Raw genomic sequence first — 15,952 nt, 5'->3', positions numbered from 1 at the left:
GTGAATACAGATTTTATGGATGCACTAAATTCACTGGAAAAAGATAAAGGTATTGAAAAAGAAATCATTCTGGAAGCGATTGAAGCTGCATTAATTTCAGCGTATAAGCGTAACTTTAACCAGGCCCAGAATGTACGGGTGGATGTAAGCCGTGATAACGGAAGCATCCGCGTGTTCGCAAGAAAAGAAATAGTCGAAGAGGTATTTGATCCAAGACTGGAGATTTCGCTTGCAGAGGCCCGGGAAATGTACTCGGAATATGAGCTGGACGACGTCGTAGAACTTGAAGTGACACCAAAAAACTTCGGTCGTATCGCGGCGCAGACAGCAAAACAGGTCGTGACCCAGCGGGTACGTGAGGCAGAAAGAAGCATTATTTATTCTGATTTCATCGACCGTGAAGAAGACATCATGACAGGTATCGTTCAGCGTCAGGATCACCGGTTTATTTACGTGGATCTTGGAAAAGTAGAGGCGCTTCTTCCCCAGGGAGAGCAGATGCCCAATGAAAATTATAAGCACAACGACCGGATTAAAGCATATATTACGAAAGTGGAAAAAACGACAAAAGGTCCGCAGATCGTTATTTCCAGAACCCATCCCGGTTTGTTAAAAAGACTATTTGAATTAGAAGTGCCGGAAATATATGATGGTACTGTAGAGATCATTTCGGTTGCACGAGAAGCTGGAGACCGTTCGAAAATATCGGTTCATGCAGAAGACCCGGAAGTAGATCCGGTAGGTTCCTGTGTCGGCCAGCGCGGCCAGCGTGTGCAGGCTATTGTTGATGAATTAAAAGGCGAAAAAATTGATATTGTCGAATGGTCCACGGATCCATTTGAATATGTAGCAAACGCCTTGAGTCCTTCTAAAGTTCTTGATGTGCAGGTGGATGATGATAACAAAAGCACGCTCGTTATTGTGCCTGATTATCAATTATCGCTTGCGATCGGCAAAAGAGGACAGAACGCCCGTCTTGCTGCAAAGCTGACTGGATGGAAAATAGATATTAAAAGCCAGACAGAAGCAGAAGAGCTCGGCCTTTACACCCCGAAAGAAGAAACAGCAGAAGAAGCCTGGGACGACAGCTTCGAAGAGTCATGACAGCACGTTAAAAGGAGCGAGAAGAGTTGAAACGCAAACCTCCTATTAGAAAATGCATCGTAAGCGGAGAATCCGGCACAAAAAAAGAGCTCGTCCGCATTGTGCGTGATAAAGAAGGCTGGGTAAGTGTTGATTTCAGCGGCAAAAAAAACGGCCGCGGCGCTTATTTGACGAATGAGGAATCCGTGTTTATGGAAGCAAAGAAACGCGATGCTGTCTCCCGTCACCTGAAAGTCTCTCTTACGCCGGATGACTATGACCGCTTACTGCAGGAAAGAAACAAAGGGAAAAAAGTATGAATGATAAATTTTATTCACTGCTCGGACTTGCTGCGAGAGCCGGGAAAGTAAAAACCGGTGACACAGCTGTCTTAAAAGATATCCGCAGCCAAACGCTCCGGCTTGTCATTGTAGCCGGAGATGCGTCGGAAAACACGCAGAAGAAATTCAACGACAAATCCAGCTATTATCGTGTGCCGTACAGAATTGCCGGAACCCGCGAAACACTGGGACATGCGCTCGGCAAAGGGGAACGGGTAACCGTAGGGATTACCGATGAAGGATTCGCGAAAAAGCTAATCTCATTGCTGGATAATTAGAAGGTGGAGGTTAGGCTTATGAGCAAAATGAGGGTGTACGAATATGCCAAGCAGGTGGACAAGTCCAGTAAAGACATTGTCCAGGCTCTTAAAAGCAAAGGCGTAGAAGTTACTAACCATATGTCGATTATTAGCGATGAGGATATTAAAAAAATCCAGGCACCGGCAAAGCCGGCTGCAGAAGCCCCAAAAGCTTCTACTAATAAAAAAACAGAAAATGAGGGAAAGAAAAATACAAATATGAATAATACTAAAAATAACTCGAAACCAAATAACCGAGGCAACCAATCCAATCCACGAGGCAGAGGAAAAAGAAGAGGCAGCTCCCGTCAGCAGAGCAAGTCGCCACACCAGATTCTGGCTCTTCCTAAAAAAATTACGTTTATCGAATCTTTAACGGTAGGAGAACTGGCTGAAAAACTGCACCGGGACTCTTCCGAAGTCATTAAAAAACTGATGAAGCTTGGTGTAATGGCAACAAAAAACGAATCGCTTGATAAAGAAACAATTGAAATGATCACCGCTGATTACGGCGTGGAAGCGGAAGAAGAAGAAGTAATCGACAAGCTTGACATTGATATTTATACCGACGAAAACGACAGCGAAGAAAACCGCACAGAACGTCCGCCGGTAGTCACTATCATGGGTCACGTCGACCACGGTAAAACAACGCTTCTTGACTCGATCCGCCATACTAAAGTAACAGCCGGCGAAGCAGGCGGCATTACGCAGCATATCGGTGCCTACCAGATCGAAGAAAACAACAAAAAAATTACGTTCCTTGATACCCCTGGTCACGCCGCTTTTACTACAATGAGAGCGCGCGGGGCGCAGGTAACAGATATCACTATTCTTGTCGTTGCCGCAGATGACGGTGTTATGCCGCAGACAAAAGAGGCGATTGCCCACGCGAAAGCTGCGGGAGTGCCGATTATTGTAGCGGTAAACAAAATGGATAAAGAAGGAGCCAACCCGGATCGCGTCATGCAGGAACTGACAGAATTTGAACTGGTTCCGGAAGCATGGGGCGGCGAAACAATCTTTGTTAACGTCTCCGCGATTAAAGGCGAAGGCATTAACGAGCTCGTGGAAATGATCCTTCTTGTAGCAGAAGTAGAAGAGTATAAAGCGAACCCGGATAAACGCGCAACGGGTACGGTTATCGAAGCAGAACTTGATAAAGGAAAAGGACCGGTTGCCACCCTTCTTGTTCAGGATGGAACGATGCACGTCGGCGATCCAATCGTAGTAGGAAACACATTCGGTCGAATCCGCGCTATGGTCAATGACATCGGCCGCCGCGTTAAATCAGCAGCGCCATCCACACCGGTTGAAATCACGGGTCTAAGTGACGTACCGCAGGCAGGCGATCAGTTTGTTGTATTCGAAGACGAGAAAAAAGCCCGCAGCGTTGGGGAACAAAGAGCTGCCAGAGCAAAAGACGAAGAGCGTAACTTAACGAACCGCGTCAGCATTGATGATCTGTTCAGCCAGATTCAGGACGGCAACATGAAAGAGATCAATGTTATTGTGAAAGCAGACGTACAGGGTTCTGTAGAAGCAGTAAAAGGCTCGTTGGAGAAAATTGACGTAGAAGGCGTGAAGATTAATATTATTCATGCTGGAGCAGGTGCCATCGCAGAATCAGACGTTATTTTAGCCTCCGCTTCGAATGCTATTATTATCGGATTTAACGTGCGTCCTGACGTAAATGCCAAGCGTACGGCTGATGTAGAAAAAGTAGACATCCGCCAGCACCGTGTCATTTATGATGCGATCGAAGAAATTGAAGCGGCAATGAAAGGCATGCTTGACCCGATATTCGAAGAAAAAGTTATCGGTCAGGTGGAAATCCGCCAGCTCTTTAAAGTTTCAAAAATCGGTACAATTGCAGGAAGCTATGTAACCGAAGGTAAAATTACAAGAGATTCTACAGTCCGTCTTATCCGTGACGGCATTGTTATCTATGAAGGTGCGATTAACGCATTGAAACGTTTTAAAGATGATGCAAAAGAAGTAAGTGCCGGCTATGAGTGCGGTGTTACATTAACTAAGTTTAATGATCTTCGAGAAGGCGACGTTATTGAAGCGTATGTCATGGAAGAAATTAAACGCACATGATCGGAGCCGTTCATTTTGAATGCCTGATACACAGCGCTTATTCCTTAAAGGATAAGCGCTCTGTGCTTTTGCGGCTGAAAAATAAAATCCGGAAGCACTGCAATGTATCCATTGCGGAAATGGACTATCATGACACATGGAACCTCGCAGCCCTCTCTGCTGTTACCGTAGCCAACTCAAAAAAAGCAGCCGAAAAAGAGCTGGCACACGTTTTAGAATGGGCAGACAGGGAAATGGAGATAGAACGAACAATCACTACGTATGAGTGGCTGTAAGAAGGAGGAAGAACGATGAGTAATATTCGTGCCAATCGGGTCGGGGAGCAGATGAAAAAAGAATTAGCTTCCATGTTTACGAGAGACCTTAAAGACCCAAGAATTGAATTTATTACAGTAACCGGTGTGGACGTGACCGGAGACCTGCAGCAGGCTAAAGTGTTTATTACCGTACTCGGTGACGATGAAAAGAAAAATGACGCACTTCAGGCTTTGACGAAAGCAAAAGGATACATCCGCAGCGAAATCGGCAAGCGGATCCAGCTTCGCAAAACACCGGAGATTATGTTTGAATTTGATGAATCGATCGATTACGGAAATAGAATTGAATCCCTTCTTAAGGAAATCCATCACGAAGAGGATAAATAGAAGATATAAATAGGAAAGAACTGTCCATAAGAAGGATTATTTTCTCAAGAAAATAGAACTTCATTTATGGACAGTTCTTTTTGTTTTACGCTAGTATAGATAAGAAGAGCGAATTGATAATAGATAAGAGGGGCCGTCATTATGAGTATAGAAGGTATTATTCCCGTTTGGAAACCCGCAGGCATCACGTCACATGACTGCGTATATAAGATGAGAAAAATCGCACGCACCAAAAAGGTCGGCCATACCGGCACACTGGATCCAGCGGTAGAAGGCGTGCTGCCGATCTGTATCGAACGTGCGACGAAAATCTCCGATTACATGATGGACCTTCCTAAAAGCTACCGGTGTGTGATGTCACTTGGAAGCAGCACTACAACCGAAGACGCGGAAGGCGAGCTCGTCGAGACGCTCGACCCGGGCGAAGTATCACAACGGGATATCGAAGACACGCTAAAGCAGTTTACCGGGGAGCTGGTGCAGATTCCGCCTATGTATTCAGCGGTAAAAGTGAATGGCAGAAAGTTGTATGAGTATGCCCGCGAAGGAAAAACCGTAGAGAGACCTTCCAAAAATGTAACGATTTATTCCATTACGCTGAACAAAGACAGCCTGTCTTATGATAACGGCGCATTTACATTTGAATGCGACATTGTCTGCAGTAAAGGTACCTACATACGGACGCTGGCTGTTGATATAGGCCGGGCTCTTTCTGTGCCCGCGCATATGAAAAACCTTGTACGCACAGGATCAGGGCCCTTTAGGGAACAGGACAGCTGGACGCTGGAGGAGCTGGCACAGCTGCAGGAGGAACACATGCTTGAAAAGGCTGTTATTCCCATCACCAAAGCACTGGCCCATATTGACAGGCGGGAGGCGGCTGAGGAGGAGCTGGCGCTGATTAAAAACGGGGCTGTACTTCCTTATCAGGAAGACATGCCTTCCCCTTTTATATTTATGACCGGTTCTATACCGCTGGCTGTATACGAAAGACATCCTTCAAAACCGGATAAAATAAAGCCAAAAACTATGCTCTACATCGAAGCCAGATCATAGCAGAAACCGAGGCGATTGGAAAGGTGAGACGATGAAAACTATTTATGTATATCACGACAATATACCAAAGGCCGATGATTTTCCGCCTTTAGTAATGGCCTTGGGTTATTTTGACGGGGTTCACCGCGGCCATCAGGAGGTCATCCGCACGGCAGGAGAAATAGCGGCAAAAAAACAGGCCAAACTTGCAGTAATGACGTTCAGTCCCCACCCTAAAACGGTGCTGTCCCCGGATTATTCCGAGGAAACGATGCGCTACATTACTCCGCTTCCGGTTAAAGAAGAACAAATGAAGAAGCTGGACGTTGACTACCTGTTTGTGGTCCACTTTGACCAGCAGTTTGCAGAGCTGGAGCCTCAGGAATTTGTGGACGCTTATTTAATTGGATCGCGAACGGTCCATGTCGTGGCAGGTTTCGATTTTTCCTACGGCCGGCTCGGGAAAGGCACGATGGAAACACTCCCTTTTCATGCCCGGGGCAAGCTGGACTACACGACGGTAGGAAAAAAAGAATGGGAAAACGAAAAAATCAGTTCTACATTAATCAAACAGTGTATTTTAGACGGGGATGTGGAAAAAGCCTCCGTGCTGCTCGGAAGATTATATGCTGTGAGCGGACTGGTCGTTAAAGGCGAGCAGCGGGGACGTACGATCGGCTTTCCAACCGCCAATGTACTGATAAAAGACCCATATATGGTTCCGGAAACCGGGGTTTATGCCGTATGGTTTACAGTGCAGGGCAGACGCTGGAAAGGGGTCTGTAATATCGGCTACAAGCCTACTTTCCATGATATAAAAGCAGAACGGCCGGAAGTGGAAGTGCACGTATTTGAGATGAATGAGTCCATTTACGGGAAAAAAGTGGAGGTGGAATGGGTCCAGCGCCTGCGCGGGGAAAAGAAATTTTCTTCGGTGGACGACCTTATCGCTCAGCTGCACCTCGACAAAAAGCAGGCGGAAGAAGTACTTGCAGCCGGAGAGCCGCAGAGCCGGTTGGAGGAATTGTGAAAAGTAAGAGGAATGCCTTGCTTTTTCTATGAAAAAAGCGTATTCTATTGAATGTAATCAAGCCGTTGCTTGGCATGCACGTTCCTCCGACGTCCTGCTAGGGAATTGGCGTTAACTAATTGAAGGAGGTGCTTTGGATGGCTTTAACATTAGAAAGAAAAACTGAAATTGTTGAGCAGTACAAAACGCACGAAAATGATACGGGTTCACCAGAAGTACAGGTAGCAATTTTAACGGAGCAGATCAACACACTTAACGAACATTTGCGTACACACAAGAAAGATCACCACTCACGCCGCGGTTTGTTAAAAATGGTTGGTAAGCGTCGTAACCTGCTTACGTACCTTCGTAACAAAGATATTACGCGTTACCGTGAACTAATCAAAAGTCTTGGATTGCGTAGATAAATGTAAGAGAAGCGGGAGGGCAACTCCCGCTTTTTTTGCCATTTTTAAGAAATTATTACAGCCTGCGGGCTGAACTATATAATTGTTTTACATGAACATATGTACGAAGGCAGCACTCTGGCAGTGCGCACTATAGAAACAGGAGGATACCCTATTGAGCACAGAACAAGAAAGCAAATCGTTTAGTATAGATTGGGCAGGACGGGAATTAACGATTGAAACAGGGAAATATGCAAAGCAGGCCAACGGAGCGGTAATGGTTCGTTACGGCGATACGGTTGTACTGTCTACGGCTACAGCATCGAAAGAACCGAAAGATCTACCGTTCTTCCCACTGACGGTAAACTATGAAGAGCGTCTTTACGCCGCCGGTAAAATTCCGGGCGGGTTTATTAAACGCGAAGGACGTCCAAGCGAGAACGCTATTTTAACGAGCCGCTTAATTGACCGTCCGATCCGTCCATTGTTTCCGGATGGCTTTCGTAATGATCTTCAGGTTATCAGCATTGTAATGAGCATCGATAAAGACTGCTCGCCGGAAATGGCCGCTATGATCGGTTCTTCAATGGCGCTGAGCGTGTCTGACATTCCTTTTGGCGGGCCGATTGCAGGCGTCCGTGTAGGACGTGTGAACGAAGAATTTGTCATAAATCCTACAATGAAGCAGCTTGAGGAAAGTGACATTGACCTTACGGTTGCCGGTACGAAGAATGCAATTAACATGGTAGAAGCAGGAGCAAAGCAGGTTACAGAAGATGTGATGCTTGAAGCGATTATGTTCGGCCATGAAGAAATTAAAAAGCTGGTCACGTTCCAGGAAAAAATCGTTTCTGAAATGAACGTGAAAAAGCGCGACATTCCATTACGCACGCCTGACGAAGCGCTGACTGTACGAGTGAAAGAAACAGCAGGCACGGACCTGCGCGAGGCTGTAATGGTTAGAGAAAAGCAGGCCCGCGATGTAGCAACTAAAGAAGTATCCGACCGGATTCTTGAATCCTTTACTGAAGAAGAGCATGGTGAAGTCAAAGAAATCATTCAGGGACTTGTAAAAAAAGAGTTCAGAAAATTAATCACAAAAGATAAAATCCGTCCGGACGGCCGGACGTCGGATGAAATCCGTCCATTGACATCAGAAGTTAAGCTGTTATCAAGAACGCACGGTTCCGGTCTGTTCACACGCGGCCAGACACAGGCGCTAAGCGTATGTACACTGGGGCCGCTCGGTGATGTTCAGATTCTGGACGGTATCGGTGAAGAAGAATCCAAGCGCTTTATGCATCACTATAACTTTCCTTCGTTCAGCGTAGGGGAAACAGGCCCGATCCGCGGACCAGGCAGAAGAGAAATCGGCCACGGCGCCCTTGGTGAGAGAGCGCTGGAAGCTATAATTCCGGACGAAAAAGATTTTCCATATACGATTCGTCTTGTGTCTGAAGTGCTCGAATCCAACGGTTCGACTTCACAGGCAAGTATCTGCGCAAGCGCCCTTGCCATGATGGATGCAGGTGTTCCTATTAAAGCACCGGTAGCCGGTATTGCCATGGGTCTTGTAAAAGAAGACGAAGATGTTACAGTACTCACAGATATCCAGGGAATGGAAGATGCTCTCGGCGATATGGACTTTAAAGTAGCAGGCTCTGAAAAAGGCGTTACAGCACTGCAGATGGATATTAAAATTGACGGTATTGACCGTGAAATATTGAAATTTGCACTAGAGCAGGCAAGACAGGCAAGACTGCACGTACTGGACAATATGCTTTCCGCTATCGGCGGATCAAGAGAAGAGCTGTCCACCTATGCACCGAAAATCCTGACCCTTCATATTAAACCGGAAAAAATCCGCGACGTTATTGGACCGAGTGGAAAAACGATCAACCAGATTATTGACGACACCGGCGTGAAAATTGATATTGAGCAGGATGGAACCGTCTATATTTCTTCTACGGATTCCAGTGCCAATGCCGCCGCAAAAAAACGAATCGAAGATCTTGTGCGTGAAGTACAGGTCGGTGAAACGTACCTTGGTAAAGTAAAACGCATTGAAAAGTTCGGTGCCTTTGTTGAACTGTTCAAAGGAAAAGACGGTCTGGTTCACATTTCACAGCTTGCTGAAGAACGCGTGAATAAAGTGGAAGACATTGTTAAGCTCGATGACGAGATTATGGTTAAAGTTACAGAAATTGATAACCAGGGCCGCGTTAACTTATCGAGAAAAGTATTGTTAAAAGAAGAAAGCAGCAATAAATAAGAAAATAAAATCGGATTCCGGCTGGATATACCAATTGAATAGGCACGAATCCGAAAAGCTTGGCTTAGGCCAAGTTTTTCTTATATATGAGGATAAAAGAGGCAAAAAGGAGGAAGCTGTTGATAAACAAAAAAGAACTGGACAACGGAGTGCGTGTTGTAACCGAACATATCCCTTTTGTACGCTCCATCACGATCGGTATTTGGGTCGGCACCGGCTCCCGTTATGAAAAAGCAGAAGAAAATGGAATTTCACACTTTCTGGAACACATGTTTTTTAAGGGAACCAATACAAGAACACCCGCGGATATCGCGGAAAACTTCGACCGAATCGGCGGCCAGGTGAATGCGTTCACGGCAAAAGAATATACATGCTTTTATGCCAAAGTACTTGATGACCACGCCGGGCAGGCACTGGATATTCTCTCCGATATGTTTTTTCATTCAACTTTTGACGAAGAAGAACTGGAAAAAGAGCGAAGTGTTATTTTTGAAGAAATAAAAATGGTTGATGATACACCCGATGATATCGTACACGACTATTTAGAAGCAGTTTCCTACGGAGCCCACTCGCTGGGACGCCCGATCCTGGGCACTACGGATACGGTCGGTTCGTTTACTTCCGAATCGCTGAAAGCCTATATGGACAAGTATTATACAGGCAGCAATATCGTCATTTCAGTAGCTGGAAATACGAACGAAGTGCTTCTGGAAAAAGTAGAAGAAACGTTTTCCGCTCTAAGCCGCCGGGGATCTGAGAATAAATCGGAGAGCCCTGTATTTCTGCCGGGGGAAAGTGTGCATACCAAACCGGCAGAACAAGCCCACCTCTGTCTGGGATTTCCGGGCCTGGAGGCAGGACACGATGATTCGTTTGCACTCGTCCTGTTAAATAATGCCCTCGGAGGAAGCATGAGCAGCAGGCTTTTTCAGGAAATTAGGGAAAAGCGCGGACTTGCCTACTCCGTGTACTCCTATCAATCCGCCTATCGTGACAGCGGTATGCTGACTATATATGGAGGCACAGGATCGGAGCACCTGGATGAAATGTTTGATTCTATGCAGGCTGTTATTAAAGAGCTGGCCCAAAATGGAATCAGCCGGAAAGAATGGGAGAACGGTAAAGAACAGCTTAAAGGAAGTTTAATGCTTGGATTGGAGAGCACGAGCAGCCGTATGAACCGCAACGGCCGCAATGAACTTCTGCTCGGCTACCACCAAAGTCTGGATGATATTGTAGAAAAAATAGAAGCGATTACGCTTGAGGATACAGCACGTACCGCGGACGCACTTTTAGGACAGGATTATTCCATTTCGCTTATCAGCCCTGAAGGCAGCCTGCCGGAAAATCATCTGAAAAAAACAGAAATTTCCCGCCGTTAGGCATTTCCACTGAAATATCTGCAGGCGGCTCGGGATCATTTATGTTAATATAGGTAGAGATAAAATGAATTTGTTATTTTGAAAGGGAGTATAACTCAATGTCAAATGAAACAGGATTCACGGTAGCAGTAGTAGGAGCAACAGGAGCGGTTGGTCAGCAGATGCTGAAAACGCTCGCAGATAAGAATTTTCCCATTAAGGAATTAAAGCTTCTTTCCTCAAGCAGGTCAGCAGGCAAAAAAGTAGACTTTCAAGGAACCGAATATACGCTGGAGGAAGCAAAGCCGGAATCATTCGAAGGCGTTCAGATTGCCCTGTTCTCTGCAGGAGGTTCAGTATCAAAAGAATTAGCTCCGGAAGCAGTAAAACGCGGAGCCATCTGTATCGACAACACTAGCGCATACCGGATGGATAAAGATGTTCCGCTTGTTGTTCCGGAAGTGAACGAAGCCGATCTTCATAACCATAACGGCATTATTGCAAACCCGAACTGTTCAACGATTCAAATGGTTGTCGCTCTAGAGCCCATCCGTAAAAAGCATGGTCTGAAAAAAGTGATCGTTTCTACGTATCAGGCTGTTTCAGGCGCCGGCTGGGCCGCTGTAGAAGAAATGAAAAATCAGTCCCGGGATGTTTTGGACGGAAAAGATGCCGATCCGGAAATTCTTCCTGTCGGCGGAGACAAAAAACATTTTCCGATTGCTTTTAATGCGATCCCGCAGATTGATAAGTTTCAGGACAACGGCTATACCTTTGAAGAGATCAAAATGATGAATGAAACAAAAAAGATTCTGCATCAGGACGAGCTTGAAGTAGCTGCAACCTGCGTGCGCCTTCCGGTTGAAACCGGTCATTCTGAATCAGTATATATTGAAACAGAAAACGGAAATCCAGGCGTGGAAGAGTTAAAGGCGCTTCTCAAAGATTCTGCAGGAATTACACTTAAAGATGATCCTGCCAACCAGGAGTATCCAATGGCACTTGACAGTGTCGGTCTGCCGGACGTATTTGTCGGCCGCATCAGAAAAGACCTGGATCGTGCAAACGCTTATCATTTCTGGGTTGTTTCTGACAACCTTTTAAAAGGAGCTGCCTACAACTCCGTACAGATTGCAGAAAGCTTACTCAAACTTGGGCTTGTAAAGCCATCGTAAAATGATGAACGAGGTGCAGCATGAAAGTTATTGTACAAAAATTCGGTGGAACATCCGTTAAAGATGAAGCAACTAGAGAGCTTGCGGCCGCTCATGTAGCACGTGCGGTAGAAGAGGGGTATAAAGTCGTTGCCGTCGTTTCGGCAATGGGACGGCAGGGAGACCCTTATGCGACCGATACACTGCTTGGGCTGTTGAACCAGAACGGTTCCCAGATCAGCACAAGGGAAAAAGATATGCTTGTAAGTGTAGGAGAGACGATTTCTTCGGTTATTTTTACGGAGCTGCTGCAGTCCAAAAAGCTAAAAGCTTCTGCTATGACCGGCGCACAAGCTGGTTTCCGCACAGATGGACAGTACGGGGCAGCCCGTATTGTCGATATGCAGACGGAGGCACTTGTTAAGCGTCTCGAAGAAACAGATGTCGTCGTAGTCGCCGGTTTTCAAGGGGTATCCGGAGACGGCGAGCTTACTACGCTCGGCCGCGGAGGCAGCGATACGTCCGCGACAGCGATCGGCGCAGCGCTCCAGGCAGAGTACGTAGATATTTTTACAGATGTAGAAGGCATTATGACGGCGGATCCCCGTGTCGTGGAGGAGGCGGAAATTCTTCCGTCCGCTACGTATCAGGAGATATGCAATATGGCTTATCAGGGAGCCAAAGTCATCCACCCCCGTGCTGTGGAAATTGCGATGCAGGGAAAAGTACCAATCCGCATCCGTTCAACGGCATCCGATGCACCAGGAACACTTATATCAGCGATTATCGGCGGTACGGCAGGGTCTGACCGTGTTGAGCGCCAGGTAACAGGGATTGCCCATATTTCCGGCGTCACACAGGTTACCGTGGAGCATGCAGAAGGTGTGGCGCAGCAGGCAGCTGTATTCAAAGAACTGGCTGAAAATGATATATCGGTCGACTTTATTACGATTCAGCCGCAGCGCCTCATCTTTACGGTACCTGATGATAGAAGCCCGGAAGTGAAGATTCTGCTTGATACAAAGCAGCTGGAAGGCACCTTTATTCATAACTGCGCCAAAATATCCGCAGTAGGTGCCGGCATGACGGGGGTGCCGGGCGTGGTGTCCAAAATCGTCGGCGCACTGGCAGAAAAAGAAATATCTATTCTGCAGTCGGCGGATTCGCATACAACGATTTGGACGCTCGTTCACGGGGAAGATATGAATAAAGCCGTACTGGCGCTTCATCAGATGTTTGAATTAGGCCGGCGGGTGAAACAGTAATACAATACAGCATTCTCCATTTTCCTATATGAAAAAAACAAAGTAAAAAGGAAAGGGGGAGGGAGAGCTTGGAATTTGGCCGAATATTGACCGCCATGGTTACTCCCTTCGACAACGAGGGGAAGATTGACTGGCAGGGTGTAGAAAAAGTAGTGGAGCATTTGATTCTGACCGGAAGTGAAGGGTTGGTTATCGCCGGAACGACCGGCGAATCACCGACGCTTACGACCGATGAAAAGTTAAAGCTATTCCAGCGCACAGCTGAAATCAGCGGACGACGCGTGCCGGTTATCGCAGGTACGGGTACAAATGATACCGGGTATTCCACCGCGCTGACGGAAAAAGCCTCGAAACTCGGTATTGATGGAATTATGGCGGTCACGCCATACTATAATAAACCGAGCCAGGAAGGTATGTATGAACATTTTAAAGCGATCGCGTCAGCGACGACCCTTCCTGTCATGGTGTATAACATACCGGGCCGCTGCATCATCAATCTGCAGGCGGAAACGATGATTAAACTCGCGGGCATTCCAAACATTACGTCCGTAAAAGAAGCAAGCGGAAGCCTGGATCAGATTTCGCATATTATTGCTTCAACTCCGGAGAACTTCGCTGTGTACAGCGGGGATGATTCGATGACGCTTCCGATCATGAGTGTAGGCGGATACGGTGTTGTATCGGTTGCGGCTCATATTGCAGGGCACGAGCTCAGAGAAATGGTCCAGGCCTTCTCTGAAGGGTCTGTGGAGCACGCCTCGGCAATTCACCGGTCGCTGCTTCCGAAAATGAAAGCTTGCTTTATTGCCCCGAACCCGGCGCCTGTTAAAGCAATGCTCGAACAGCAGGGAATTATCTCGCGCGATACGAGACTGCCGATGCTGCCGCTGACAGATGCAGAAATTAAACAATTGGAGCAATGGTTCAGCCTGGCCTGATGGCCGGGCTTTTCTTTTTATGAGAGCCGGCTGTTATAACTTGAATACATAAAGAAATGGAACAGAGCCCCTTTTCCGATAGTAAAGAGACCTTGTATTCTTATTTCGACTTGCGTTATACTACAATCAAGTGCTGGACCGGGTATGCAAAGTAAATAGATGACTGCTTCGATCACACTACTACAGAAGAATATAGACTATATAGGAGGAAACACATTGTCAAATCAAAATACAGACAGCATTCGTATTTTTGCCTTGGGCGGCGTAGGCGAAATTGGTAAAAATATGTATGTTGTGGAAACAGAAGAAGATATTCTTATTATTGAAGCGGGGTTAATGTTTCCGGAAGATGATATGCTCGGCGTAGACATCGTTATTCCGGATATCTCGTATCTCGTGCAGAATAAAGAAAAAATCCGCGGGATTATCGTGACACACGGGCACGAAGACCATATAGGAGCTCTTCCTTATATTCTGCGTAAAATTAATGCGCCTGTTTATGGAACAAAGCTTACTATTGCTATCGTGGAAGACCATATTAAAGAAAATGGACTCCGCAAGAAAACGGATCTCCGCTCGTTTGATCCGAAATCACGCCTCACAATTGGCAGTTTGCCTGTAAGCTTTTTCAGAACGACGCACAGCCTGCCGGATTCTATCGGCGTATGCATCGACACCCCGCAGGGTTTGATTGTGCACACCGGTGATTTCAAATTCGACCAGACGCCGATCGACGGCCAGCTCACTGAAATAGGCAAGTTGACCAACTACGGCAAAAAAGGCGTACTCTGCCTGCTTTCGGATAGTATTAATGCCGAAGTGCCGGGAACGACTCCATCCGAAGCAGTGGCCGGTGAGCAGATGATGGATGCCTTTATTGAAACAAAAGGCCGCATTGTCGTTACGACGTTTGCTTCCAACATTCACCGTATTCAGCAGGTTATTAATGCGTCGGAAAAAGAAGGCCGTAAAATTGCGGTAGTCGGGCACAGTATGCTCAAAGCAATCGAAATTTCGCATAAACTCGGCTATCTTCAGCGCCACGAGGATACGTTTATTGAAGCGAACGAAGTGGAAAGCTATGCGCCTCATCAAATAACGATTTTGTGTGCCGGAAGCCAGGGAGAACCAATGTCTGCACTGACCCGTCTTGTAAAAGGCGCAAACCGTCAGCTGTCCATTCAGGAAGGCGATAAAGTCCTGATTGCAGCCAATCCTATCCCCGGCCATGAAAAAACGGTCAGCCGTACGATTGATGCGATCTACCAAGTAGGCGCGGAAGTGGTCTACGGAAAAAACAGCATTCACACGTCCGGCCATGCCAGCCAGCAGGAATTAATGACCATGCTTAATATCGTCAAGCCGAAGTATTTCATTCCGATTCACGGAGAGTACCGGATGCAGTCCGCCCATGGCGAACTCGCTGAAAAAGCCGGCGTTAATCCGGCCAATATCTTTTTAGTCGATAAAGGCGAAGTCGTGGAATTCACGAAACGCAAAGCCCGCCGCGCTGGAAAAGTAGCTTCCGGAAACGTCTTAATAGACGGACTCGGGGTAGGAGACGTGGGAAACATTGTGCTTCGGGACAGACGCCTGTTATCGGAAGACGGTATTCTAGTCGTTGTCGTCACCCTTAACAAAAAAACAGGAACGATTGCTTCCGGTCCCGATATTATTTCGAGAGGATTCGTGTATGTACGCGAATCGGAAGAACTGCTTGAAGAAGCAAACAAAAAAGTGACGGCCACTTTGGAAAAATGCATTGCAGAAAAAGAAAAAGAATGGTCCACGCTAAAAAGCAGCGTCCGCGACGTGCTGAGTCGTTTTCTATACGAAAAAACGAAGCGCCGCCCGATGATCCTGCCTATTATTATGGAAGTGTAATATAAAAATGAAGAAAAGCCCTGCTGATTGGAATCTATGATTCTTCAGCAGGCTTTTTGCATCCGGAAAACGGAAAAATACACGGTGCTGCGCCTTAGCAGCAGAGCCATATGCTATAATAACAACAGGCATACAAGAACAGAGAACGGCTTTAATACAA

General features: G+C 46.6%; 15 protein-coding genes. All 15 read left to right on the top strand.

What is annotated here, in order from left to right; genetic code table 11:
• The 15 genes from nusA (at position 1) to AC5W14_RS00810 (ending at position 15,792) form a co-directional block, all read left to right on the top strand.
• Entirely contained in the window at positions 1-1,104 is a 1,104-nt protein-coding gene (gene nusA / locus AC5W14_RS00880; RefSeq protein ID WP_496059480.1) for a transcription termination factor NusA, read from the top strand.
• A gap of 26 nt (positions 1,105-1,130) precedes the next feature.
• The gene (rnpM, locus tag AC5W14_RS00875) at positions 1,131-1,403 is read left to right on the top strand and encodes an RNase P modulator RnpM (protein WP_496059481.1); all 273 of its coding nucleotides are present in this window, start codon (positions 1,131-1,133) and stop codon (positions 1,401-1,403) included.
• Positions 1,400-1,702, top strand: coding sequence for a YlxQ family RNA-binding protein (locus tag AC5W14_RS00870; protein WP_496059482.1), 303 nt, complete (start codon positions 1,400-1,402; stop codon positions 1,700-1,702). Before rnpM ends, AC5W14_RS00870 begins: the two co-directional genes overlap by 4 nt.
• Positions 1,703-1,720: 18 nt before the next feature.
• The gene (gene infB, locus AC5W14_RS00865; RefSeq protein WP_496059483.1) at positions 1,721-3,823 is read left to right on the top strand and encodes a translation initiation factor IF-2; all 2,103 of its coding nucleotides are present in this window, start codon (positions 1,721-1,723) and stop codon (positions 3,821-3,823) included.
• Positions 3,820-4,098 (top strand): DUF503 domain-containing protein, encoded by a 279-nt coding sequence (locus AC5W14_RS00860; protein ID WP_496059484.1) that lies wholly within the window; start codon positions 3,820-3,822, stop codon positions 4,096-4,098. Before infB ends, AC5W14_RS00860 begins: the two co-directional genes overlap by 4 nt.
• A gap of 15 nt (positions 4,099-4,113) precedes the next feature.
• Positions 4,114-4,467 (top strand): 30S ribosome-binding factor RbfA, encoded by a 354-nt coding sequence (gene rbfA / locus AC5W14_RS00855; protein ID WP_496059485.1) that lies wholly within the window; start codon positions 4,114-4,116, stop codon positions 4,465-4,467.
• A gap of 141 nt (positions 4,468-4,608) precedes the next feature.
• Entirely contained in the window at positions 4,609-5,523 is a 915-nt protein-coding gene (gene truB / locus AC5W14_RS00850) for a tRNA pseudouridine(55) synthase TruB (RefSeq protein WP_496059486.1), read from the top strand.
• A 31-nt stretch (positions 5,524-5,554) separates the two neighbouring features.
• A complete protein-coding gene (locus AC5W14_RS00845; protein ID WP_496059487.1) occupies positions 5,555-6,532 on the top strand; it encodes a bifunctional riboflavin kinase/FAD synthetase in 978 nt (325 codons plus the stop codon).
• Positions 6,533-6,669: 137 nt separating this feature from the next.
• On the top strand, positions 6,670-6,939 hold the full coding sequence (gene rpsO, locus AC5W14_RS00840; RefSeq protein ID WP_252313781.1) for a 30S ribosomal protein S15: 270 nt from the start codon (positions 6,670-6,672) through the stop codon (positions 6,937-6,939).
• A gap of 154 nt (positions 6,940-7,093) precedes the next feature.
• Positions 7,094-9,190 (top strand): polyribonucleotide nucleotidyltransferase, encoded by a 2,097-nt coding sequence (locus AC5W14_RS00835; protein ID WP_496193491.1) that lies wholly within the window; start codon positions 7,094-7,096, stop codon positions 9,188-9,190.
• Positions 9,191-9,309: 119 nt separating this feature from the next.
• Positions 9,310-10,572 (top strand): M16 family metallopeptidase, encoded by a 1,263-nt coding sequence (locus AC5W14_RS00830; RefSeq protein ID WP_496059489.1) that lies wholly within the window; start codon positions 9,310-9,312, stop codon positions 10,570-10,572.
• A 98-nt stretch (positions 10,573-10,670) separates the two neighbouring features.
• Positions 10,671-11,726, top strand: coding sequence for an aspartate-semialdehyde dehydrogenase (gene asd / locus AC5W14_RS00825; RefSeq protein WP_496193490.1), 1,056 nt, complete (start codon positions 10,671-10,673; stop codon positions 11,724-11,726).
• A 20-nt stretch (positions 11,727-11,746) separates the two neighbouring features.
• Positions 11,747-12,970 (top strand): aspartate kinase, encoded by a 1,224-nt coding sequence (gene dapG, locus AC5W14_RS00820; RefSeq protein ID WP_496059491.1) that lies wholly within the window; start codon positions 11,747-11,749, stop codon positions 12,968-12,970.
• A 68-nt stretch (positions 12,971-13,038) separates the two neighbouring features.
• On the top strand, positions 13,039-13,908 hold the full coding sequence (gene dapA / locus AC5W14_RS00815; RefSeq protein WP_496059492.1) for a 4-hydroxy-tetrahydrodipicolinate synthase: 870 nt from the start codon (positions 13,039-13,041) through the stop codon (positions 13,906-13,908).
• 216 nt (positions 13,909-14,124) lie between these two features.
• Positions 14,125-15,792, top strand: a complete 1,668-nt coding sequence (locus AC5W14_RS00810; RefSeq protein WP_496193489.1) for a ribonuclease J — start codon at positions 14,125-14,127, stop codon at positions 15,790-15,792.
• Positions 15,793-15,952: the final 160 nt, after the last annotated feature.

This window comes from Sinobaca sp. TMA16-18 (genome assembly GCF_059510535.1).
This window is presented reverse-complemented; position numbering and strand designations above follow the sequence as displayed.

Bases quoted from the DNA above. Each gene is read 5' to 3' on its own strand.
- AC5W14_RS00870 (WP_496059482.1), top strand. From the start codon at position 1,400: ATGAATGATAAATTTTATTCACTGCTCGGACTTGCTGCGAGAGCCGGG.
- infB (WP_496059483.1), top strand. From the start codon at position 1,721: ATGAGCAAAATGAGGGTGTACGAATATGCCAAGCAGGTGGACAAGTCC.
- AC5W14_RS00860 (WP_496059484.1), top strand. From the start codon at position 3,820: ATGATCGGAGCCGTTCATTTTGAATGCCTGATACACAGCGCTTATTCC.
- rbfA (WP_496059485.1), top strand. From the start codon at position 4,114: ATGAGTAATATTCGTGCCAATCGGGTCGGGGAGCAGATGAAAAAAGAA.
- truB (WP_496059486.1), top strand. From the start codon at position 4,609: ATGAGTATAGAAGGTATTATTCCCGTTTGGAAACCCGCAGGCATCACG.
- AC5W14_RS00845 (WP_496059487.1), top strand. From the start codon at position 5,555: ATGAAAACTATTTATGTATATCACGACAATATACCAAAGGCCGATGAT.
- rpsO (WP_252313781.1), top strand. From the start codon at position 6,670: ATGGCTTTAACATTAGAAAGAAAAACTGAAATTGTTGAGCAGTACAAA.
- asd (WP_496193490.1), top strand. From the start codon at position 10,671: ATGTCAAATGAAACAGGATTCACGGTAGCAGTAGTAGGAGCAACAGGA.
- dapG (WP_496059491.1), top strand. From the start codon at position 11,747: ATGAAAGTTATTGTACAAAAATTCGGTGGAACATCCGTTAAAGATGAA.